Genomic DNA, 23,604 nt, shown 5'->3' on the forward strand with positions numbered 1-23,604 from the left:
TTGCAAAGGTAAATAATTATAAAGCTATCCAAGTCCGAAATTGATCTATTTTAGAAGATTTATAGGATATTTTCAAAACTTAAATCCATTACAAAATAAAGAAATTACCTACCATATAATGGAAATAGTTTTGAATCCTTAAATGATATGATTCTCATTGCACTCGTCTTAAAATATATAGGATTGGTCGATAATTAATTTAAAAATACCAACCTTTTGGCACGCATCTTGGTCTATAGTTTATAGTTTTATGTAAACTTTTTAAACATGGATAGGTACAGAATAAATTTCGTATGTAATAAATTGCCTGACCAAAAAACTGGATTGAAGGGTTTTAGAATTGGCGAAAATTATGAAGGTAGGTCATTTAACGGCTTATTTGAAATTAATGCCAAATGGGGTTCAGGAACGGACAGTAAATTAATCTCAAAATCCTTGTTTGACGAATATTTTGAGTTAGTTCAAGAAAATCAATACGTTAAAACTTCAGCATAATAATAATAGCCGACCATGTGTCGGCTTTTTTATTCTCTCAAATTACATCTAGAAACAGATTTAACACACCAAAAAATAAAATCTGCCAAATTAGTAAAACAACTGCCACAATGTTCTTAAATGGAATTTTAATTAAGGCATAAAAAGAAAAAATCAGCAAGGAAATAACGGCCCAACCTAAATAATTCTGAAAAGGCACCTCATTATTACTCCAATTCCAAAAATCAATTTTCATGGCAACAGGTTCTATCAAAACATCTATTAAAACAGTTAAAACTGTAGCCAGTAAAACTTTAACTACCAAAGGCATTTTTGACAATCTAAATATCACTGCTCCAACACAAAAAGTGATGATAAACCAATTTATACCAATAATTAAAGGAACTCCTTTTAATTGTGGACCTAGAGTATCTGGGTAATTATAACTACCGAAAATTAACCCATAATTAACTCCTAAAAATTCAGCAAAGAAGCCAATCAGATAACAAAAGATAATAGCTAATATTAACCGTAAATCTTGCCTTTGTTGATATAAAACTACTATTAGAAATGACAACATTAAGTTGAACGCAGTTTTCTCAATAAACCAATCTTGATAGGGGGATATAATTCCAATAATACCGAAAAAGTAAAAAGCAGAAATGATTATTATACCAATTAAAGGCCTATCTCTTATTTTTTCAATAAAGTTCAGAACTGATGTTTTTTTCATTTTGCAGCTGGACTTAAGTCATCAATAATTTTAGCTGAAAGTAAACATAAAGGAATGCCTCCACCCGGGTGTACGCTACCCCCAGAAAAATACAAGTTTTTAATTTTTTGATGGAAATTCGGATGCCTTAAAAATGCTGAAAATTGATTGTTAGAACTACTTCCATAAAGTGCTCCACCATAAGAGGAAGTTTTACTTTCTATAGTCCTAGGCTCAAGAATACTTTCAGTTTTGATTAGATTTTCCAGATCTGTACCTAAAATTCTATTTAGCTTTTTAATAACTGATTCTTTTATTATTGGAATTAACTCATCCCAATTTTGCCCACTGTTTGAAGGTACATTTACCATTACGAACCAATTTTCATTCCCCTCTGGTGCGTCAGATGGAGAATGTTTAGAAGTGATGTTAACATAAATCGTAGGATCATCCACAATTGTTTTCTTTTTAAAGATATGATTAAATTCTTTCTCATAATCTTCACTAAAAAATATATTATGTAAACCGAGCTCATCAAAATCCTTATTTATACCCCAATAAAAAATGAGGGCTGAACTACTCCTTTCTTGTTTTAATATTTTCTCAGGTTGTTTTTGATCAGATAGCAGCTTTCGGTAAGTAGGGTAAATATCCATATTACTTACTACTAAATCAGCAAGTATTTTCTCCCCATTATTAATGATTCCAACTGCCTTACCTTCTTTTATAAGAATCTGCTCTACTCTGGAATTATAGTTAAATTTAACAGAAAGGCTTTCAGCTACTTTTAATAACGTTTCCGTTATTTGAAACATACCATTTTGTGGATAGAATGTGCCCTTATTCAATTCCAAATTTGCTATTGAAGTTAGAATGCCTGGAGCCTGATAAGGATCAGAACCATTATAGGTTGCAAATCGATTAAAAAGCTGAACCAATTTAGGGTGTTTTAATGCCTTTTTATTGACCTGATTCATACTTTTAAAAAGTCCAAACTTATATATATTCAACAAGGCAGGAAGAATCTCTTTTGATAAAAAGGTAGAGCGCTTATGTAATGATTTTTCTAAAAATATCCTCGCAGACTTTTCGTATTTAAATTCTGCATTTTTTATGTAGTCTACAATTACCTTAGAAGGAACACTAAAAACTTTTTCAACCTCTTGGCCAAACTTTTCTGGATCTGTATAAGCAGTCAACCTCTTCCCATCTTCCCAAAAATATCTACACGATTCATCTAATTTCTTATAGGGAAAATCAATATCTTCTGATTCCTCTTGTAAAGACACCAAATCATCTACAAGTTCTGGTAAAGTAAACAAAGAAGGGCCTGCGTCAAAGCGAAAACCATCTTGCTCAAAAACTGATAACTTACCCCCAGGGTAGCTATTTTGTTCATAAACTTCTACTTCATACCCTTTTTTAGCTAAGCGGATAGAAGTTGCGATTCCACCAATTCCAGCACCTATAATTACAGCTTTCATATGAATATTTAAAAATATTTCTCAATCTAATTAATATTAAACCGAATAGTTTAAAAAATTTAAATATTGAGTCAGAAAAGTTAGCTTTACATATTCTTGATAGATGCTTTCATGATTTTAGACACCCGTTCAACATCTTCTTTGTAAAGTTTTGTATAGCGGTGATCTGAACCTAAATATTGAAAAGCTAAATCATACGATTGTTGATAGTACAACTGAGCTAAAGTATAATTCTCCATAGCTTCATACAACATCCCAAATTTATTATTTAGGTATGATGTTTTTTGATGCGATTTATCAAATTTATTATTTATTATGACTTCCGCTCTCTTCAGGTTCTTTAGTGCCTTATTTAATTCTCCCATCTCCCTTTGGCAATTAGCCAAAGAAATATAATCATCTGCCACGTAGGGGTGTTCAGATCCAAAATTGTTAGTGTCTGCTTGGAGTATTAATTTATATTCTTCAAAGGCTTTCTTAAACTGTTGTTGGCTATAATAGATGTTGGCAAGAGAATAGCGAGAAGAAATTATGAAATTATTGTCAGGCTCTAATTCAATACTGAATATTGTAATTGCAGTATTCAAATATTTTGAAGCACTGTCATAGGCTTCTTTCTTATAATACGCCCCCCCTAAGTTACTATAGGTAATTGCCAAATCTAAGTTAGGTTTTGATTGAATTTGCCTTTTACGTTGAATTGAATTCTCAAAAGCTAGAATTGCTGAATCATATAATGAAAGCTTTTCAAAGATATTCCCTTGATTATTATAATAAATGGATAATGAGTTTTGGTATTCAGGCCCATCAATGTCACTGATGGTATTTATTGCTTTTTTCTGAAAACTTAAAGCTGTATCATACTTCGACAGATCTTTATAAACTGAGGCATAATGGTTAAAAATATCTGCTGCTTCTTTAGGTCTAGTTTTCCTCATCTTAGTAATAGAATCCGCTTTATGAATTAGTTGTAATGCTGAATCATAATTACTTTCGATCTGTTTTAATTTTCCATAAGCTAAATAATTTTCAACCTTAAATTCTGGTGTTACTGGAATAATTTCAAAGCTGCTAACAATCTTAGAAAAAACTGAATCCGCCTTCTTGAATTCTGATAATTCTCTGTAATTCGAAGCTAAATTACTCATGATTTTCAGGGAAGAATAATTATAAAGATCCGTATAATCAGTTAGTACTTTCTCCGCTAACTTTTTGGAATCTTCCCACAAATACACATTAGTGTAAATATCAATAAGTTGAGCATATAAAGCCAATTTGAACTCTCTTTCATCAAATTTATTTTCAACACTTTTTGTACTATTATCTAAGATTTCCTTAACCGTCAAGCTCCCTTTAGTCAAATTTGGGTTTGCATTATTAAATATGTCCAATAAAAATTCACTAGTCTTTTTCGCTTTTAATTCATTTTCCTTTGCTATTTCTGCTTGATGAGAGGTAAAAATTATTCCCATTGTCATAGATATCAGAAGCAGAATCGCTAAAGACATTTTTATTTTATTTCTTATAAAAAACTTTTTTCCTTGATAAAAGACTGATTTACTATGAACTGCAATTGCCTTATTATCCAAAAAGAAATCTATATCTTGAATTAAACTTGAAACAGAAAGATAACGCTTATCAGGATTTTCCTTTAAACAATTCTTTATAATAGATAGTAATTCTTTGTCAATGCTATCTTGAGAAAGAATTAATTCCTTATTTGATTTTAAACTGTTTTCTCTCGATTTAAAGGGTAATTTTCCTGAAAGTATTTGATGCAGTAATATCCCGAGTTGATAGATATCAGAAGCTACGCTTATAGTTTTATTCTTAATTTGTTCTGGTGATGCATAAAGTGGCGAAGCCAAAAAATATCGATCAGCTAGTGGTTCTCCTATTTTTTGCGCAATGCCAAAATCTAATAACTTTATGCTTCCTTCCTTATTCACATAAACATTTGAAGGTTTTATATCTAAATGAAGAATTAAATGGTTATGAGCATAATTAATTGCATTACATACCTTTTTAAAAATTTTTAACTTACTCTTAAGATCAAAATTATTATGATTGATATAGTCAACTAATGGCATCCCATCTACATATTCCATAATGATGTAGTGTATATCATGATCTGTTACACCTCCATCAAGAATATGGGCAATATTTGGGTGGTTCAGCTTGGCAAGAAATTGGCGTTCTTTTTGGAAATTTTTAAATAAATCGTGCTTCTCATTAGAAATTGAAAAACATTTTATAGCTACTAGTTGATCATATTGTTGATCATTTCTCTCAGCCAGATAAACCTGACTCATCCCTCCTTCACCTAATTTTTCTTTTATAACATATTTATCAATTGTATCACCAATGCTAAAAATATCCTCTTTCCTTTCCTCAAAACCTTGCGCTATATCTACTTGAAGCTTATCAAAATAGTGATTGGCATTTTCAGACTCCTTCAGCATTGATAATACAGTCTGCTCTAATTTAGAATTACCCTCAGCTTGATTTTTCACGTATTCTATACGATCTTTTTCGGGTAACTTTAATGCAGTTTGGAAGATCGTTTCTAACTCACTCCAGGAATACCCCATTACTTAAGCTGTTTTCTTAGATTGAATCTGGCTGTAGATCCATGCTTTTATTACTTGCCAGTTTCTCTTAACAGTGGAAGGTGAAACATCAAGAACTATGGCAGTTTCTTCAATAGTCATATTAGCAAAAAACCTACACTCTACTAATTTCACTTGCTTACTATCTTTTTTTTCTAATTCGTTGAGAATCTCGTCAAGATTTAATAACTCTTCAGAGCAATCTACAGATAGATTGATTTTTTCTTCCCATTCTTCAAAACAAATGTGCTGTGCATCTCTACCTCTTTTAATTGCTTTTTTTCTTCTAGCAGCATTTAATAAGATATGACGCATTGCTTTTCCTGCAACACCATAGAAATGAGCACGGCTATTCCAATCTGCCTCAGAATTAATTATTTTTAAATAGGCTTCATGAACTATCGCGGTAGTATTCATAGTTTCGATTCCAAAATATTGAAATCTTATCCTGTGAGCTATATGACGAAGTTCATTATAAACAACAGGAAAGATTTTATTATAAGCATCCAAATCTCCATTGTTTACTTTTACCAATAATTGCGTTATTTCTCCTGTATTCACCATAATAATTCGATAAATATAAAGAATTTAATGTATAAATCTACTATTTTTTTAGATAAAATAAAGATTGATAAAAAAAGAATATTATAACTGGTTAAATATGCTAAAACTTTAATTAGGAGTAAGAACAAGTTAAAAACCTAATAAGATTTTATCAAAAAAACTGTAGAAAACGTACTTTAAAAAATATTATTATATGTTTTCCAACCTTTTTGATATTTATCTTGTCACTATAAAATAAATCGAAAAATATTTTTGTGATTTAAAATCATTTGAATACTTTCGAAACTATAATTATAATTTTTCACCCCTAAACAGAACGCTATAGAATAAACTTTTACCAAACTAAACAAGGTGTTTTAAGATGAATAATCAAAAAACAATGCTGGAAGACAGTAAATTGGTGAGCCAGTATATCAATGGTAATGAAGTAGCGTTTGAAGAATTAGTAAACCGCCACAAATCAAGAATTTTCACTACTATCTACATGATCGTGAAGGATCAGTATGTAGCTGAAGATTTAATGCAAGAAGTTTTCATAAAAGCTATACGAACTTTAAAATCTGGTCGTTATAACGAGGAAGGTAAATTTTTGCCCTGGATTTTAAGGATTGCACATAATTTAGCAATTGATAAGTTCAGGAAAAATAAAAGATACCCTACCATCGTTATGGATGATGGAAACAGTGTATTCGAAACCCTCGAATTTGCAGAAGGCACTTTTGAGGACATCCAAATGAAGAAAGATGTACATAAATCGCTTCGTAAATTGATACAGGAGTTACCTGAAGCTCAAAAGCAAGTTTTAATTATGCGTCATTATATGGACATGAGCTTTAAGGAAATTTCGGATCAGACAGGCGTAAGCATCAATACTGCATTAGGAAGAATGCGCTATGCCCTCATTAATTTGAGGAAAAAGATGCAACAATATAATATAGCCTATGACCAAAATTTTTACTCATGACGATTTAATCCGATATGTTTATGAAGAAACACAGCCGGAAGAAAATCGGCAAATCAAACTGGCCTTAAATGAGGACATGGAACTGCTCGAGCAATATCATGAACTTTTATGGCTGAAAAAGCAAATGGATGGGGGAATGATGAACCCCTCAGAAAAAACCATCAATACTATTTTAGAATATTCAAAAGCTGTTAATTTGCATCCTGTTAAGGAGGATTAAGCAAATGACACGCAAAGAACGCTACGAATCATTTTTAGAATATTTTTCTGAAAACCAGCCACAGGCAGAAACGGAATTGAATTATGAAAATCCGTATCAGTTGCTTGTGGCTGTTATTTTATCAGCTCAGTGTACTGATAAAAGAGTAAACATGGTTACACCAGCTCTTTTTGAGGCCTTCCCTACTCCTGAGCATCTTGCTAACGCACATTTTGATGAAGTTTTACCTTATATAAAAAGCGTGACCTTCATGAATAATAAAACCAAGCATTTAATTGGTATGGCCAAAATTCTGGTAGAAGATTTCAATTCAGAGGTGCCAGAAAAAGTTGAAGATTTACAAAAAATGCCAGGTGTTGGTAGAAAAACAGCAAATGTTATTGCTTCAGTAGTCTTTAATAAAGCTGCAATGGCCGTTGACACACATGTTTTCAGAGTCTCAAAGCGATTGGGCTTGGTAAATCAAAATGCTAAAACCCCACTTGAAGTAGAAAAAACTCTTATTAAGCATATTCCTGCTGAATATGTACATGTGGCACATCATTGGCTAATTTTACATGGTAGATATGTTTGTGTAGCAAGAAAACCAAAATGCGAGGAATGTAAGATCACACATTTCTGTAGATATTTCGAAAAGAATAAACCTTTAGAAAACCAACTATAAAAATGAGTTCCAGGACTTCGGTAAAGTATTTGGCTTTATTAGTTGGCCCAATAATTTTTCTGTTAATCCAAATAGTTAATCCTCAAATTTGGTTTCCAGAAATTGCTTGGGATGTTTTTTCAATTGGGATTTGGATGATTATATGGTGGGTATTTGAAGCCATCCCGATTTTTGCAACCGCTTTATTACCCATGATATTATTCCCAAGTACTGGAGTTTTTAAATTGGCTGAGGCAACTAGCCCGTACGCTAGTCCTATTATTTTTTTATTTATGGGTGGTTTCATGTTAGCGCTTGCTATGGAAAAACATAAACTCCATAAAAGAATTGCCCTTAACCTAATTCATCTAACTGGGACCAATGCAAATGGAATAATCCTGGGTTTCATGTTAGCTACTGCGGTTTTGAGTATGTGGATTAGCAATACAGCCACAACAGTAATGATGTTGCCTATTGCGCTTTCTGTAGTTAAACTATTAGAAAAACATAATGATAGTTTTTCAGGCTTTGGTAGGTTTAAAACTGCCTTATTCTTAAGCATTGCGTATTCAGCTAATGTGGGAGGCATGGCTACAATTATTGGTACTCCGCCCAATGTAGTTTTAGTAGGATTAGTACAGAACATATTAGGCGAAACCATTGATTTTGTAAACTGGCTTATAATTGGTATCCCTACTGTTACAGTTATGATAATAGTTATCTATCAATTATTAACTAAAGTCTTATTCAAACACGGAATTAAAAAAATTGAAGGTGCTGAAAGTTATATTCATAAAGAGATTGCTTCCTTAGGGCAATGGTCACAGGAAGAAAAATGGGTAGCAATAATATTTGGCATTACTGCTATATGCTGGATAGGCAAATCTCAGATTAATTCATTAATTGGATCGGAAATTTTAAACGATACGGTTACAGCCATGTCTGGCGGATTAGCCACATTCTTAATTCCTCTTAATAAATCGGGAAAAATGCTAATGAATTGGGAAGATATGAAAAACCTCCCTTGGGGAATTCTTATTTTATTTGGTGGCGGAATGGCTTTAGCAAAAGCAATGGAGGAAGCAGGCTTCGTGGATATGATTGGACAAGCAATCGGTACTTATAAGGACATTCCTATATGGTTATTAATATTAGTTTTAACCGCTTTATCATTATTCTTAACTGAAATTATGAGTAATGTAGCCTTAACCACTATTGCAATTCCTATGGTGTTAAGTATATCTTCAGGCTTAGAAGTTAACCCTTATTTGCTTGCTGTACCAGTAGCCATGGCTACCAGTTGCGCTTTTATGATGCCAATAAGTACTCCACCTAATGCCATTGTATTTTCCAGTGGATATATCAACATCAAACAAATGGTACGAGCGGGGATAATATTGAATCTATTTGCAATTATTATTCTTGTACTTGCCGGCATATTTTTAGCTCCCTATATCAATTAGCCAAGTGCCAGCTTTTTAAATTCATTAACTAATTCTGACTCTTGCTGATTTAATGATTTATTCTTTGATAAAATAAAAGCACTTTTTAGCCTTTTGAAATGGTATTCTGTCTCATACATTACTACAGAAATTAAAGGAAGGCTAAACACAGCTATTCCTGCAATTAACCAATCAATACTAAAGCCTAATATTAAAAATATAATCAAATAAAATATTGGATATAGAAAGATAGAAATTCCTGCTCTCAATGAAATATGCCAAGTTATATCTTTAACATTATCTATAACCTTTCTTTCAATAATGTATTCTGGAATAAAATTAATAAGCTTTGCTAATAACCAAAATGGGGCACCAATTACTACTCCAATGGATTTTATGATAGATTGAAATAGGCCAATTTTTTTGATATTATAGTCATAGCTTAAACCTGCTTTTTGAACATCTCTGAAATAAGCAGAAAGCTTCTCTTTCAAACTATTTGTCTTGGGTTCATCCTCTTTTAATTGACCTGCAATATGATTTATCACTTCCGTTTCCGCATGAACAATTGATTTTTTATTTTTAGCCCAATCTACAGCATATGGCTTAATAAGTTGCCTAACATCTTCCATAAATTCATATTCCTCTTTCCATTTGATATCCACCATTTCAGCAGAAATCTCCTCCCTAATTCTATTTGTAAATTGAGATTGTGCTTCAAGAGGGTTCTTATTATAAAGTTCCCCGTAATCATCTATTAAAAACGGCTCAGCAAAATGAACGTGTAAATCATACCATCTCTGAGGATGATTTTCGTATTCTAGCCCAAATGGTGCTGCTGTTAGTTTTAAATTAAAGTCATTTTCTTCCTCTGCTTGAAATGCTAAACGAGCAGCGCCTTTTTTTATAGGTCTTAAAAACCTTTTTATATCATGATTCCCTTCAGGAAATATTAAAATTGGTTTACCTTCTTTAAATAGGTCAATACATTTTTTAAATATTTCTGAATTTTGAGCTACACTTCCTACTTTATCTTTTTTACGATAAATAGGAATAAGTCTGATTATATCTAATGCGATTGCAGCCCATTTTGATTGGAAAATATCAGCTCTTACTAATATGTTAGGATTTATATTTTTAGCTACTTTTACTAGCACTAAACCATCCATAAAAGTATTTTGATGGTTACTTACGAACAATACTGGCTTTCGCTTTTTAACTTTTTCATATCCCGTTACAATTATATTTCTATATGAAAAAGATAAACTGACGTTTAAAAAAACGCGGATAAATGAATAAATTAATGATCTAATTATTTTATACATTGAGCTGAGCTTAAAATAAAGCCACAAATATAATGAAATTAAATAGTGTTCAATATAGAAATTATATGTTCGAATTTGAACATATAGAATTACGCAATAAGCCTTAATTCTAAATAAATGCATATTTTAGGTTTTGGCATTTATATTGCGTTTTATTAAATAAAACGAGCAACAATTATGACTAAGAATTTAGAAAGAACAAGAGAAAGAGTATTTGCAGGTGTATGCGGAGGAATTGCAAAATATTTTGGATGGGATGCAGGAAAAGTAAGGTTACTTTATGTTTTAATATCTATTTTAAGCGCGGCTTTTCCAGGTATACTAGTTTATATCATATTATGGTTTGTAATGCCAGAAGAGAAATTAAGCTGGAAATAAGCTTAACTTAATCTTCTGAGAAATCAATAATATAAATTTTCTCTTTACCATTGATTATTTTAGCTCTAATAAGCACAAGATATTTACCTTCTGAATATGTGTAATTTCCAATTGCATATTTTAAACCATTATCTGTGCTTCTTTGGAGTACATATTCAAAGCTAATAGGTTCAATATTTTTAAAAAATTCTTTTAAATAAATCTCAGCATGGATTCTACTATAATTCCCTGATTCATCCTTTATGTTAACTTCTACATTATCATGGAAATATTGAGAAAGCTCCTTAGCGCTACCTGCTTTTAGTGCAAGACGAACCTCTGCAAGTAAGGACTCATTTTGGCCATAAGAATTGCTATAATCTAAGCCTGATAATACCAGAAAAAAGAAAAGTTTAATACTTATTCCTCTCATTAAAATCTATGATAATTTAGATGATTGATTAGCAATAATTACGCCATGAATTACAAAATGGAATTTAATTTACGGTAATACAATTAAGCTTTCACCTCTATTACCGAGTAATTCAAATTGGATATCTTGATGGGGTTAATTAAAAAGAATTTAATTGTGATAGGAAGAATAATGATCTATAAAACTAATGAGGATAAACTGAATTAAAGATTATTTAATCCTCTGAAAAATCTATAATATATATTTTCTCTTTTCCGTTTATCTTTTTAGCTCTAATAAGCACAAGATAAGTACCTCCAGAATATACATAATTTCCAATGGCATACTTTAAACCTTCATTAGAACTCCCTTGATGAGCATATTCAAAGCTAACTGGCTCATGATTTTTGAAGAATTCCTTTAAATAAATTTCTGCATGAACGTTACTATAATTCCCTGATTCTCCATTTATATTTAATTCAATATTATCATTGAAATATTGTGATAATTCCTTTGAACTCCCTGCTTTGAGAGCCGAGCGAACCTCTGCAAATAAAGATTCATTTTGGCTAAACCCATTTTGAGTAAAAAAGCTCAAAAGCAGAAATATCAAGAATAATTTTATAGTAATTCCTTTCATAAGGATTTTAAATTCTATTGAATTATCAATTCAGCTAAAATTATGCCATTCTAACGCATAACAAAGCAAAATTATATTAAAATTAGCACAATGCAGCTGAGTATGCAAAAAGCTAGCCTTTAATTTAAATTAATGTGGCATAATACATTATTTACTTCTTATATCTAGCATTTTACCTAATACAATACCTTTATTTTCTTTATAAGAAAATTCTTCATCGCTTACCTTTTTAACCCCTTCTATAGTAAAGAATGCCTTAGGATTATATTCTTTTATTTTTGGTATTAGTTCTTTCAAAGTATTCCTTTTTACTACAGTAAATATAACATTTACTTTACCATCATTTCCCATGGCATCAATATTAGAGTATCTATGATTTTTTGTTTCTAAATAGTGCAGTAAGTCATTAGCAGGTAAAGCAGTAATAATCCGGACCACAACTCTACCGATTGCCATTTTCTCCTCTAAAATTATCCCCACAAATGTTCCAAATGCATAGCCTGAGGCATATGAAATATAGCTAATCGGATTATCAATATGTTGAAAGATTTGACCTATTGCTAAAAGCCAAATAAAGGATTCAAAAAATCCTAATAATGGGGCAATGCCTTTTTTTCCTTGCATTACAAGAATTACCCGCATTGTTCCAATTGAAACATCTGCGACTCTCGCAAAAAATATTAAGATGGGTAATAAGACAAAAGCAAATATCTCATTTGAAAATCCAAGCTCATTAAAAAATTCTTGCATTACAGATTGCATTTCAGATTGAGTTTAAATATCAGAAAATTATTTCAGATGGGAAAATTTAGAAGTGTAGCAAAGAAAGGAATGTGCGAGGTCAAAACAGAAAAGATATCATTCTGAATCGGCAGGTATAGCAAAGTAAATATTGAAATATAGTGAGCTTATTCCATGACCATTCAATATGAAGAAAGATATTTTTTTAAATAATTTCATAAACCATTCGTCAGCACATGCGTTTTTAGGAAATATTTAAAAAAATGAAAAATCTGTTATTCTTTCTATCCTTCATCATGCTTTTACCTTTTGGTTCGAAGCAAATAGAAGCTTTTGAAAAGAATGAAGTTGAAAGAATTGAATATTTTTCTCAAAGTCATAGACTTCCAAACAGACTAGTTTTTAAGAATATTTATGATGATGTTCTTCCCATAGAACTCCCCAAGTTTCTATTCAATATTCAAAAAACATCATTCATTCCTATAAAAATAGTTCAAAAAATATTTTTATTTCACTCGCGTCTTCTGATTTGAAATGCAAGAATGTTTCACTGAATTTTTTTCAAAAGTTACATTTTAAAAATCATAGACCAATGAGTAAACTATTTCCTAAAATGGTGGATAAGCTACAAAGGATTGACCAGCTTATTCGTTTGAAAGCAACAGGACAGCCACAAGAATTGGCAGACCGATTAGAAATATCTCCGAGTACCCTTTATGAATATATTGAAGTAATGAGAAATGTTTTATTAGCACCTATTCGCTATTGTCATAATAGGCGATCATATATTTATGAAAAGGAGGGCAAACTCCACATAGGCTTTAAAAATAATCAAAAGCTAAATAATTTAATTTAAAAATAAGGACATTCGATTTCAATTAGAGCGAAATCGAATGTCTTTCTTAATATTCAGCTGATTTTGAAATTTTTTATTTCTTATTTAAAGAGCCCAAATTTAAAACCAAGATAGGCTGTAAAACCGGTCATATCTGTCTGATTAAAATTTCGATAATTCATCTCCCCAACAAATCGATAGCCAGCTCCTAAATTAAATCTGATATTTGGATGAAGGTTCACCTCAAGTAGTGCAGAAGGCTCAACTTGAAAGAAATTAGCTTCTCCTAAACCAGGATCTCCATCTTCATTATCCATTTGAACTTCTCCATAACCTAAGTACAGTGGAAAGGTCAAATGAAATATATTTTTAGAAAGAAGCGAATATTCTACAAATCCTCCTGCTGTCCAATAATCCATATAAATATTGGGCAAAGTCTCACTCTCAGGATATATTTCGTTTAATGACGTACTGAAATAAGCACCTATTGATACATCTTTGTAAGTTACACCACCTCTTAAATTAAGCAAAGAAGTCGCGCTACCGTCCATTTGGGTAAATCCAAAGGAAGGTGCAACAAAAAAACCGATGGCTTCTGTATTAATTGATTCACTATCCATCAGAGTTTTCGGCTTTTCACTTTCTTGCGCTTTTAACTGGTGGTTTAAAAAAATAAAGCCTACTATTAAAATCATTAAATTGGTCTTTTTCATTTTATATGTTAATAAAGGTTAATTATATATCGAACTATTGAATTATAAATTCTAAAATAAAACAGCCAGCTTCCAAACGAATAAAATCTATTATACATCCAAGGTTGCTGGTGATTGTTTTATAGAGATTATCACTGTAAAATATTTCTATTATTAGTTTGAAGTTACTTCTAGTTTTTCATTATTGATCTCCCTCCCTTTTTTAATAATAATACTCACACTATTGGGATAGAAAATCCTAATGTTTTTGGTCTTATGTTTAACTTGAAGATATTTAGCTCTTTTTAATGCTTCATTTACATTTGGATAAACAGAACATCCTAATCTTTTAATTTTACTCGCTTTGGTCACACAAAATATTGCTACATAATTATCTGGTCTAGGATTCGATTCACTCACTAGCCATTTTTGATTGTCATTAGCCATCTTTTTAAACTATTTTATGAATACTAGATTTATGATTCAAAAATATTGCTGGCTACTCTGATTTCTTCGGAGTGGGGAAAAAACGTAAAATTATTTTAGAATATGTGAAATCCTTTAGGTAGGAATATGCTCTTTTCATTGGAGTTTATTAATTAAGCTCCCATTACAAATGATTGATTTAATTCTATAAAAAACGACCAAGCATTTTGAAGAGGGATCATTTTATATTTCTGATATTGAACTTCAAAAAACAGAGTTTCATAAAATCAATAATTAGATTCAATATTATTTATTTCCAAAGCTTTATACTATTATCCAAATAAATAACTCACTACCTCTCTTAGTTGGCTAAAAGTTTTAATTTCAATTTTATAGCGGGATGTATCTACACCTTTCATACTAAATTTTGAAACTATAATTTCATCAAACCCTAACTTTTCAGCTTCTGCTATTCTGTTTTCAATTCTGTTTACTGCTCGTATTTCCCCACTCAATCCTACTTCAGCAGCAAAACAAGTTTTAGATGACAAAGGAATTTCTTCCAAAGATGAAACAATCGCCATGCAAACCGCTAAATCAATAGCTGGGTCTTCCACTCTTACCCCTCCTGCCATATTTAAAAAAACATCCTGAATCCCCAATCTAAAGCCTCCTCTTTTTTCTAATACGGCCAAAAGCATATTCATTCTCTTACTATCGTAACCGGTAGCTGATCTTTGAGGAGTACCGTATGTAGCTGGGCTAACTAAGGCTTGTATTTCAATCAGCAATGGCCTGTTTCCTTCTAAAGTGGCTCCGATAGCTGTTCCGCTACTGTCTTTATCTTTTTGAGAGATTAATATTTCGGATGGATTGCTCACTTGACGCAAACCATATTGTTGCATCTCATAAATTCCTAATTCATTGGTTGAGCCAAATCGGTTTTTTGTAGTTCTGAGGATTCTGTAAGTCAAATGTCGATCCCCTTCAAACTGCAAAACTGCATCCACCATATGCTCTAAAACTTTAGGACCAGCAATTGCTCCATCTTTAGTGATATGGCCTATAAGAAATACTGGTATTTTATTTTCCTTAGCGAAACGCATTAATTCAGCCGTACATTCTTTGACCTGACCTACACTTCCTGCTGCCGATTCTATCTTAGGTGAATGTAAAGTTTGGATTGAATCTATTACTAATAAATCAGGATTGAGTTCTTCAATCTCTCTAAATATATCTGCGGTATGAGTTTCGGTTAAAATGAAACAGTTATCAGATTTATTTTCCATTCTGTCAGCCCTCATTTTAATTTGCTGAGCACTTTCTTCACCACTTACATATAATACTTTCAAATTGGTTAACTGCAAGGCAATTTGAAGCATTAATGTAGATTTACCAATACCAGGCTCCCCACCGATTAGTACAAGAGATCCAGGAACGATTCCTCCTCCTAGCACTCGGCTTAACTCTCTATCTTCAACTTCTATTCTGGCCTCCTGTGTACTTTCTACCTCTTTAATAGGAATAGGTTTATTAGCTCTTTTTTTTGAAGGCTGATATCCACTTGAGGATTTGTCTTTGCTGATAACCTCCTCCACAAATGTATTCCATTTTCCGCAAGAAGGACATTTACCTACCCACTTTGGTGATTCATGACCACATTCCTGACAGAAATATGCTGATTTTACTTTAGCCATATTTTGATTTTAAGACAAGATCCCTTCAATATCTTCTTTACTTAAGCTTTTCATGAAGCTCTCTTCTGTACTAATTAAATCTCGAGCTAATGTTAGCTTCTTTTGTTGTAAGGCAAGAATTTTTTCTTCTACTGAATTTTTTGTGATGAATTTATAGGTAAAAACCTGCTGTTTTTGGCCTATTCTATGCGCTCTATCCACAGCTTGCTGCTCAATAGCAGGATTCCACCAAGGATCTAATAAAAACACATAATCAGCAGCTGTTAAATTTAATCCTAGTCCACCCGCCTTCAAAGAAATTAAGAATACAGGAATGTCATCACTTTCTTGGAATAACTTTACTTGTTTTTGCCTATCCTTAGTAGTACCGTCTAAATAAGCGTATTTAATATGACTACGTTCTAAATAATCTTTAAATAAGGCCAAATGCTTTACAAACTGACTAAACACTAATATTTTATGTCCTTTTGATATGATGGAGCTTAACATGTGGGTTACATCCTCCATTTTACCAGAATCCCCTTGATACTCAGTATCGGTAAGTTTAGGGTGGTTTGCAATTTGACGCAACTGAGTTAACCCTTGTAAAAGAATCATTTGAGAACTTCTAATTCCTTTCTTCTCTATCTCATCCAAGATCATATCTCTGAAGTAATTTTTTACTTCTTCATACTTTTCTTCCTGCATGGTAGTCATACCTGAATAATGAATATTTTCAATTTTATCAGGTAATTCAGTTGCTACTTGCGACTTATGTCTTCGGAGAATGAAAGGCTTTATTAGAGTCGCTAGTTTTTGAGATTTATGCTCATCACGCTTTTTCTCAATTGGCGTTACAAACTCATCTTTGAAGAATTTTTTATTCCCCAGAAGTCCCGGATTAACGAATGACATTTGAGACCATAAATCCATAGTACTGTTTTCAACAGGAGTACCTGTAAGTACTAATTTTCTTCTAGACTTCAGCTTCTTAACTGCTTTGGCAATATGTGAATCAGGATTTTTAATAGCCTGAGATTCATCAAGAATAATATAATTGAAAAGGAATTCAGAAAGGATATCAATATCTAATCTAGTGATTCCGTAAGACGTTAAAATAAGATCATAATCTTCAAATTGTTTACTGTCTTTAATTCTATTGGTACCCGTATAAACAAATATTTTAAGGTCAGGAGTAAACTTTTCTGCTTCCGATTGCCAATTATATATGAGTGAGGTTGGCATTATGAGTAAGTTAGCATTAGTTCTGCCATTTTCCTTTTCAGATTGCAGCATTGCTAAAGTCTGAACTGTTTTACCGAGCCCCATATCATCCGCTAAACAACCTCCAAAATTATATTGATTCAAAAACTGCAGCCAATTAAATCCTTCCTTTTGATAAGGACGCAGTTCACCAGAAAAATCCTCTGGCATAGGATGGTCATCAATCTGAGTGAAATCCTTCAGCTTTGCTAGTTTACGATCCATCTGAACTTTCGCTAGATTACTCTTATCCATTTCATTGACCAATGATAGATGATGCTTTCTCATTTTCATTCTATCATCTTCTCCATTTTCCATGAAGCTGAATAATTCAGAATAATCTTCAAACCAGTGCGATGGAATAACAGCCGTTTGGTTATTAGGCAGCTGGAATTCAGTTTGGTTATTCAATATATGTTTACGGAGTTCTTTGAATGGAATTTCATACTCTCCAAACATTACTACAGCATTGATATCAAACCAATCAATCCCTTCTGAAATATCAATAGAGATGGATGATTTACCTACAAAGTAATTCTTTTCAGAATTCTGTTTTTCTTGTTGAATTTCAACCTCATTTTCTTCTAGCCAATCAACATTTTTAGAAATCCAGCTGAAAGCCTGTGTTTTAGGGGCTGTTAATTTGCCTTTTAAAATATCAAGGCCTCTGCTCGCCATGGCATCTCTCAAACTCTTTTCTTTCAGAATATTTCGAACTAATCGTTTGAATACAAATTGTCCATCTTCCTTTTCAACTTTAACAGAAACTTGCTCATTCTTTCCGAGTGAAAAAATATGATCACCATATTTAAATTTAAGTTCTAATAATAACTTACCCTCTTCGTTGGTTCCGGACTTATCATCATTAAACAGATCCATGCTTTTACCAGAACTAGCGGCTAATTCAGAAATCTTTAAAATTGGAAAAGGTTCTTCTCTATAAGTCTTAATTTTGAAGCCTCTTGCGAATACATCAAAAGAAGCAACTAAAGGAGCTACAAATTTTTTGAAATACGTTTCTTCCACTTTCTGTGGAATAGCTATAAATTTTTTATTTAGGAAAGGCTTTATTTTTTTACCATCAGGGTTTTTCTCAAAGGAATATAATTTTTGATCTACTATTAACCATGCGGGTTCATTACAAATGAGATAAGCTCCTTTATATTGAAACTCAAGTTTTTCACCTGCATGCTTTATGGTAGGAAAGTAATGCGTATTGTCTTCATTTTTTACAAAGTGGAAAAGTATGGTTGCCTTTTCTTCCATTATTTCAATCTGGCGCCATGCGGGTTCTCCATCATTTCCCATTTCAAAAAGCATTTTTCCTTTAATACGACTGAGAATTTCCGAACGCCTCTTTTCCATATAGCGCTCAATCTCATTTTTCACTAGTTCATTGCCACCATCAATATTATAGTTTTTATCAAAGAATTCAACAGGTTTCATTTTCTTCTTCGCAAACTTCCTAACCACCACATCCTGCTGCATTTCATCCATCAGCTTTATCAACTCATAATCAACATCATCTAATCCTTTTGCAAACTCTCTAGCATTTTTCGAGGAAATATTTTGATGAGAAAAGGTTAACTCTCCCCTTGAATTTTTTTGCACGACAAAAGACTCAAAAGTATAGCCCAAATACTCGTGCTCGAATAATGAATAGATTAGTTGAAAAGGTTGTGTGGTGTATACCTCCATGAATAAAACTTATCAATCAAACAATTAACGTTAGGTTTTTAGTAAAATCAGAATTGAAATTTAATAAAATAGGATGGAACAAATAATGATTTTTACAATTAATTACTACAAACGCTGTATTTCTACTGACTTCGCAGCTACTTGGGCTGGTTTGAATGAAGCTAAAATTGTAATAATTGCAATACTCAACATCGTAAAAATAAAATCTGTGGCTATCATTTTTACTGGATAAGCCTCCTGCACTGCTGACGCCATATTCATGGATATCAATCCATATTCCTGTTGTAGTAGGCAAATGATAAACCCAAATAGCCCTCCTGTTAATGCTCCTGACAGGGATATTATAGCCCCTTCTTTTAAGAAAATATTCCTGATGGTTTTTATAGGTGTACCCATCGCAAACAAAATACTTATGTCTCTTTTTTTATCTAAAGCCAACATTGTTAAAGCAAAGAAAATATTAAACGAAGCTACGGCTAGTATAAAACTGAAAGTTAGATAGATAAATAATTTCTCAATTTTGATGGCTTTAAGTAGAGAAGCATGTTGCTCATCTGAATTCATTATATCAAAGCTGTCCCCTAATTTTCTCTTTAGTATGTTTTGAATTTCACTGACGGAGACTCCATCCTCTAATTCGATTTCTAAAGACGTACACTCATTATCTTTTCCTATTAAATTTCGTGCGAACCGTAACGGAACAAATATGTATTTTTCGTCATACTGTTTTTCAATTGCAAAAACACCTGCAGGCATTAGTATTCCGGAATTATACATACTGGATGGATTGGATCTACCAGGACTAATATTTTTAGGATAATAAAACTGTAATGCCAGAAAATTATTTCTTGAATTTATCGATAGATCATATCGAATACCTTGACCCACCACAGCAAAATTCTGTTCTTTTTCGGTGAGTTTAAGTTGACCTTCTGTAATATGATTTCTTAATTCAGCATTTTTCTCAAAGTCAGGAGATACTCCTTTCATTCTCACTACTGACTCTCCATCATTATAACGTACTAATACATTGTCTTCTACCACTTCAACTATCGTGGCAAGGCCTTCAATATTTTGAATTTGAGTTTTTAATTCCTCATCATATTCAAAAAACTTCCCTTCTTTCAGGCTAATTTTTATATCTGCATCAAAAGAACTGTATAATGATCGAATTAAGTCTTCAAGACCGTTAAAAACGGATAAAACAATAACCAATGCAGCAGTTCCTATTGCCACTCCTACCATAGCAATAATAGAAAGCACATTAATAAATCCTTTTTTCTTTTTAGATAGGAAATAACGTCTTGCTATAAAAAATGAAAGATTCTTCAAAATACTATTTTTGATTCATTAATTATCTTGGTCATCTTCGTCCTCTTCATCAGCAGGCGGGATATCCAATTTAGATAATATATCATCAATTCTATTCGCTCTTTCTAGAGTATCATCCATGAAGAAGGCTAATTCAGGAATGATTCGTACTTGCTTCCCAATTCTATTCCCTAGGTGTTTTCGAATCTCACTTTTCTTAGCTTGTATTAATTCTAAAGTTTCACTAGGCTTATCAGAAAGCATCAAACTCAAATAAATTTTAGCAAAGCTTAAGTCTGGAGAAACTTCCACATCTGTTATGGTGATAAAGGCTTTACCAAAAGCATTTGCCATTTGTTTTTGGAATATCTCGCTTAAATCTTTCTGTAATAAACTGGAATATTTTTTCTGTCTTGAACCTGAGGCCATATTATTCTTTAATTTCTTTACAAATATGCATGATATTTTATACAATTTGTGCTTAATCGCCTAATTTAGCAATCGAACATCAAACAAAACCCAATAGAATTGTTAGGATTTTTCCGTATAAACGACCCTTACCGCTTACTGATTCTTTTTTTAGCAGTATTTTTAATACGGCTGCCTTATCTTATTGGGTCTGAGCCATTGGTATATGAAATCAATTGGCTAATGATTGGAGAAAGTTTAAGCACGGGAAAAGTTTTATATAAAGACCTTGTAAGCCCGATCGCACCACTTGCCGCCTGGATGTATATGCTAATAAGTTCTATCGGGGGTAGGTCAATTCTTTTATTACAAATACTTTCCATTTTATTGGTTACCTATCAGTTTTCATTATTTAATAATATTATGCTTCGAAATAAAGCATATAATGAAAACTCTTATATACCCGCATTAATTTATGCTTTAATAATGTTGGTATTCTATGACTTTTTCACTTTATCGCCAGCTTTAATAAGTCTAACTTTTATTTTATTAGTTTTAGATAATATCTATTTACGTATTGAAAATAAACTGAAGGATTCCACCATTTTAAAAACGGGTTTTTTTATGGGAATAGCAGTGCTTTTTTATCTGCCTTCAGTTGTATTTTTAATTGCAACAATCTTATCATTCGCTTTACTTACAAGTTTAGTGATTCGAAGATATCTATTATTTCTTTATGGCTTTCTTTTCCCTTTTATGCTAGTATTCATTTATTTTTACTGGCAGGGAGGATTAGATGAATTGTTATCACAATGGATAAAATTCAACCTCTTTAGTTCCATACAGCCAGTTATAAACCTGCAATCAATCCTTATTATTGCAGCAATACCTTCAATTGTTTTTCTATTTGCGCTATATAAAACTTTTAGTGCCACTCGATTTACAAATTACCAATTAAGAGTGCAGCAAGTGATGTTTATTATGTTTTTAGCTGCATTTGGAGGGTGGTGGATTTCAGAGCAGCAGGCTCCGTTTGAATTATTATTATTCGTTCCTTCTTTCGCATTTTTTACTATCCATTTAATACTACAATTTAAAAGAAAAGTTAGAGCAGAAATCTTTACCATAACTTTTAGCATTTTATTAATTTCTACAAACTATGCATTGTTTTTTGAAAACACATCACTGCATGAGTCAGGTGATTTTAACAAATTAAAAGCTCAAAATTCTATATATGCTAGAGCAACTCTTGATAAAGATGCTATGATTATTGGCGGAAAAACAAGCCTTTATATGAATGCTAAATCAATATCCACTCGCTTTTATCATCCTGAATTAAGTGAGAAAATTTTAAGTGATATGAATGAAAAAGAAAGGATGATAACTCTGTATAATGATATTAAATCAAATCAACCTGAAATCATTATTGATCAATCTGGGTATTTCGTTTCAATTCAGAATAGACTTAACATTGATAGTAATAACTATACACAAATTAGTAACAACTTATTTGTAAGAGTTAATCAGAATTAATTTGGGAATATATACAGAGTGATATTAAATATAACCGTCAGTACATATTTTTAATCTGAATTTAAAGTACAGTGTTGTTTTAGAATTTGAATTTGCTCATATTTGACAGGAGATATGGGAGAACTATTACTTTATATTGGAATAATTTCAATTTCCACATGGGCGGTATGGAAAGGCGGTAGTCTCCTAGAAGAATCGTCTGAAAAACTTTCTGATTATTATCATTTACCTCCACTTATTCAAGGTACAATTATAACGGCCGTAGGGTCAAGTTTCCCTGAATTAGCAGCTACAATTTTATCAACATTACTTCATGGTAAATTCGATTTAGGAGTATCCGCTATAGTAGGTTCAGCGATTTTTAACATTCTTGTAATTCCAGGAATTTCAGCCGTGATGGTAAAAAGAATGCCCGCAGATCTTAGCTTGATATACAAAGACACCCAATATTACATAATTTCAGTTTTTGTATTATTCATTTCATTTGCTTTAGCCTATATATACTATCCAGTAAATATAACAGCAGGAAATATGGAAGGGAATATGACTAGATGGATTGCCTGCCTTCCAATTTTCTTTTATATATTATACATTTTCATTCAGGGAATGGAAACTCGTGATTATAGAAGGGATCATGGAAAAAGAGCTGTTCTTGGTGTTGATAGGGAAATTACAAATATCCGAAAGGACTGGATTAAACTTATTATTAGCTTAGTATTAATTGTAGCCAGTGTGGAAGGCTTAGTTAGTGGTGCAATTTTCTTAGGCAATTTCTTTAATACTCCTGATTTCATTTGGGGTATTACAATTGTAGCTGGCGCAACCAGCATTCCTGATGCAGTGGTAAGCATTAAAATTGCAAAGAAATTTAAAGGATCAATTAGCTTGGGTAATGTATTAGGGAGCAATATTTTTGATTTGCTAGTCGCAGTTCCAGTGGGGGTATTAATAGCTGGTTCTGCAATAGTTAATTTTACAGTAGCTGCACCTTTAATGCTATTCCTAGCAATAATTACCATTATAATGTTCATTTTCTTAAGAACTAACTTAGCCTTAGTTAAATGGGAGGGGATGGTATTATTAGGCCTTTACGTTCTATTCGTGATCTGGATGATATTCGAAACCATAGGCATTACTTCAATAGTGATTAAATAAAAAAAGCCCGCTTTAAAAGC

24 protein-coding genes are annotated in these 23,604 nt (G+C 32.0%); 10 read left to right on the top strand and 14 right to left on the bottom strand.

Features of this window, described 5'->3' with window-relative positions; genetic code table 11:
• Window positions 1-267: 267 nt before the first annotated feature.
• Window positions 268-495, top strand: a complete 228-nt coding sequence (locus tag QYS48_RS05400; RefSeq protein ID WP_308357843.1) for a hypothetical protein — start codon at window positions 268-270, stop codon at window positions 493-495.
• 37 nt (window positions 496-532) lie between these two features.
• On the opposite strand, the gene QYS48_RS05405 is transcribed toward QYS48_RS05400, so the two are convergent.
• The 4 genes from QYS48_RS05405 to QYS48_RS05420 form a co-directional block, all read right to left on the bottom strand.
• Window positions 533-1,207, bottom strand: a complete 675-nt coding sequence (locus QYS48_RS05405) for a carotenoid biosynthesis protein (RefSeq protein WP_308357844.1) — start codon at window positions 1,205-1,207, stop codon at window positions 533-535.
• Window positions 1,204-2,670: a 1-hydroxycarotenoid 3,4-desaturase CrtD gene (gene crtD / locus QYS48_RS05410; RefSeq protein WP_308357845.1), complete on the bottom strand. Its 1,467-nt coding sequence runs from the start codon at window positions 2,668-2,670 to the stop codon at window positions 1,204-1,206. Before crtD ends, QYS48_RS05405 begins: the two co-directional genes overlap by 4 nt.
• Window positions 2,671-2,756: 86 nt before the next feature.
• Window positions 2,757-5,261 (bottom strand): serine/threonine-protein kinase, encoded by a 2,505-nt coding sequence (locus tag QYS48_RS05415; RefSeq protein WP_308357846.1) that lies wholly within the window; start codon window positions 5,259-5,261, stop codon window positions 2,757-2,759.
• 3 nt (window positions 5,262-5,264) lie between these two features.
• Window positions 5,265-5,843 (bottom strand): ECF-type sigma factor, encoded by a 579-nt coding sequence (locus QYS48_RS05420; RefSeq protein WP_308357847.1) that lies wholly within the window; start codon window positions 5,841-5,843, stop codon window positions 5,265-5,267.
• 361 nt (window positions 5,844-6,204) lie between these two features.
• Between QYS48_RS05420 and QYS48_RS05425 the strand changes: the two genes are divergently transcribed.
• Genes QYS48_RS05425 through QYS48_RS05440 form a run of 4 tightly spaced genes read left to right on the top strand, consistent with a single transcriptional unit; the run spans window position 6,205 to window position 9,133 of the window.
• Window positions 6,205-6,807: a sigma-70 family RNA polymerase sigma factor gene (locus tag QYS48_RS05425; protein ID WP_308357848.1), complete on the top strand. Its 603-nt coding sequence runs from the start codon at window positions 6,205-6,207 to the stop codon at window positions 6,805-6,807.
• Complete coding sequence (locus QYS48_RS05430) at window positions 6,785-7,027, top strand: hypothetical protein (protein ID WP_308357849.1); 243 nt, start codon at window positions 6,785-6,787, stop codon at window positions 7,025-7,027. Before QYS48_RS05425 ends, QYS48_RS05430 begins: the two co-directional genes overlap by 23 nt.
• Before the next feature lie 4 nt (window positions 7,028-7,031).
• On the top strand, window positions 7,032-7,691 hold the full coding sequence (gene nth / locus QYS48_RS05435; RefSeq protein ID WP_308357850.1) for an endonuclease III: 660 nt from the start codon (window positions 7,032-7,034) through the stop codon (window positions 7,689-7,691).
• 2 nt (window positions 7,692-7,693) lie between these two features.
• Window positions 7,694-9,133 (top strand): DASS family sodium-coupled anion symporter, encoded by a 1,440-nt coding sequence (locus QYS48_RS05440; RefSeq protein ID WP_308357851.1) that lies wholly within the window; start codon window positions 7,694-7,696, stop codon window positions 9,131-9,133.
• Here the strand turns inward: QYS48_RS05440 and QYS48_RS05445 are convergent.
• Entirely contained in the window at window positions 9,130-10,437 is a 1,308-nt protein-coding gene (locus QYS48_RS05445) for a 1-acyl-sn-glycerol-3-phosphate acyltransferase (RefSeq protein ID WP_308357852.1), read from the bottom strand. The two genes, QYS48_RS05440 and QYS48_RS05445, sit on opposite strands and share 4 nt — an antisense overlap.
• Before the next feature lie 177 nt (window positions 10,438-10,614).
• On the opposite strand from QYS48_RS05445, the gene QYS48_RS05450 reads away from it, so the two are divergent.
• Window positions 10,615-10,815 (top strand): PspC domain-containing protein, encoded by a 201-nt coding sequence (locus tag QYS48_RS05450; RefSeq protein WP_302103219.1) that lies wholly within the window; start codon window positions 10,615-10,617, stop codon window positions 10,813-10,815.
• 7 nt (window positions 10,816-10,822) lie between these two features.
• Here the strand turns inward: QYS48_RS05450 and QYS48_RS05455 are convergent, their stop codons facing one another.
• From QYS48_RS05455 to QYS48_RS05465, 3 genes are all read right to left on the bottom strand, one after another.
• Window positions 10,823-11,227 (bottom strand): DUF4783 domain-containing protein, encoded by a 405-nt coding sequence (locus tag QYS48_RS05455; RefSeq protein WP_308357853.1) that lies wholly within the window; start codon window positions 11,225-11,227, stop codon window positions 10,823-10,825.
• A 214-nt stretch (window positions 11,228-11,441) separates the two neighbouring features.
• Complete coding sequence (locus QYS48_RS05460; RefSeq protein WP_302128002.1) at window positions 11,442-11,846, bottom strand: DUF4783 domain-containing protein; 405 nt, start codon at window positions 11,844-11,846, stop codon at window positions 11,442-11,444.
• 147 nt (window positions 11,847-11,993) lie between these two features.
• A complete protein-coding gene (locus QYS48_RS05465; RefSeq protein ID WP_302103217.1) occupies window positions 11,994-12,596 on the bottom strand; it encodes a DUF2179 domain-containing protein in 603 nt (200 codons plus the stop codon).
• A gap of 254 nt (window positions 12,597-12,850) precedes the next feature.
• On the opposite strand from QYS48_RS05465, the gene QYS48_RS05470 reads away from it, so the two are divergent.
• Window positions 12,851-13,120, top strand: a complete 270-nt coding sequence (locus QYS48_RS05470) for a hypothetical protein (protein ID WP_308357854.1) — start codon at window positions 12,851-12,853, stop codon at window positions 13,118-13,120.
• Window positions 13,121-13,179: 59 nt separating this feature from the next.
• Entirely contained in the window at window positions 13,180-13,443 is a 264-nt protein-coding gene (locus tag QYS48_RS05475; protein ID WP_302103216.1) for an HTH domain-containing protein, read from the top strand.
• An 80-nt stretch (window positions 13,444-13,523) separates the two neighbouring features.
• On the opposite strand, the gene QYS48_RS05480 is transcribed toward QYS48_RS05475, so the two are convergent.
• From QYS48_RS05480 to rbfA, 6 genes are all read right to left on the bottom strand, one after another.
• Entirely contained in the window at window positions 13,524-14,135 is a 612-nt protein-coding gene (locus tag QYS48_RS05480) for a hypothetical protein (RefSeq protein WP_308357855.1), read from the bottom strand.
• A 153-nt stretch (window positions 14,136-14,288) separates the two neighbouring features.
• Window positions 14,289-14,561, bottom strand: a complete 273-nt coding sequence (locus QYS48_RS05485) for a hypothetical protein (RefSeq protein WP_302103214.1) — start codon at window positions 14,559-14,561, stop codon at window positions 14,289-14,291.
• A 311-nt stretch (window positions 14,562-14,872) separates the two neighbouring features.
• Window positions 14,873-16,237, bottom strand: coding sequence for a DNA repair protein RadA (gene radA / locus QYS48_RS05490; protein ID WP_308357856.1), 1,365 nt, complete (start codon window positions 16,235-16,237; stop codon window positions 14,873-14,875).
• A 9-nt stretch (window positions 16,238-16,246) separates the two neighbouring features.
• Window positions 16,247-19,177 carry a DEAD/DEAH box helicase gene (locus QYS48_RS05495; RefSeq protein WP_308357857.1) on the bottom strand — a complete coding sequence of 977 codons (2,931 nt, stop codon included), beginning with the start codon at window positions 19,175-19,177 and terminating at the stop codon, window positions 16,247-16,249.
• A 105-nt stretch (window positions 19,178-19,282) separates the two neighbouring features.
• On the bottom strand, window positions 19,283-20,509 hold the full coding sequence (locus QYS48_RS05500; RefSeq protein WP_308357858.1) for an ABC transporter permease: 1,227 nt from the start codon (window positions 20,507-20,509) through the stop codon (window positions 19,283-19,285).
• Window positions 20,510-20,527: 18 nt separating this feature from the next.
• The gene (rbfA, locus tag QYS48_RS05505; RefSeq protein WP_302128010.1) at window positions 20,528-20,917 is read right to left on the bottom strand and encodes a 30S ribosome-binding factor RbfA; all 390 of its coding nucleotides are present in this window, start codon (window positions 20,915-20,917) and stop codon (window positions 20,528-20,530) included.
• Window positions 20,918-21,139: 222 nt separating this feature from the next.
• On the opposite strand from rbfA, the gene QYS48_RS05510 reads away from it, so the two are divergent.
• Together QYS48_RS05510 and QYS48_RS05515 are read left to right on the top strand one after the other, a co-directional pair.
• Window positions 21,140-22,429, top strand: coding sequence for a hypothetical protein (locus QYS48_RS05510; protein WP_308357859.1), 1,290 nt, complete (start codon window positions 21,140-21,142; stop codon window positions 22,427-22,429).
• Window positions 22,430-22,543: 114 nt separating this feature from the next.
• The gene (locus QYS48_RS05515; protein WP_302103208.1) at window positions 22,544-23,584 is read left to right on the top strand and encodes a sodium:calcium antiporter; all 1,041 of its coding nucleotides are present in this window, start codon (window positions 22,544-22,546) and stop codon (window positions 23,582-23,584) included.
• Window positions 23,585-23,604 lie beyond the last annotated feature (20 nt).

This window comes from Marivirga arenosa, from assembly GCF_030503895.2.
GTDB lineage: Bacteria > Bacteroidota > Bacteroidia > Cytophagales > Cyclobacteriaceae > Marivirga > Marivirga arenosa.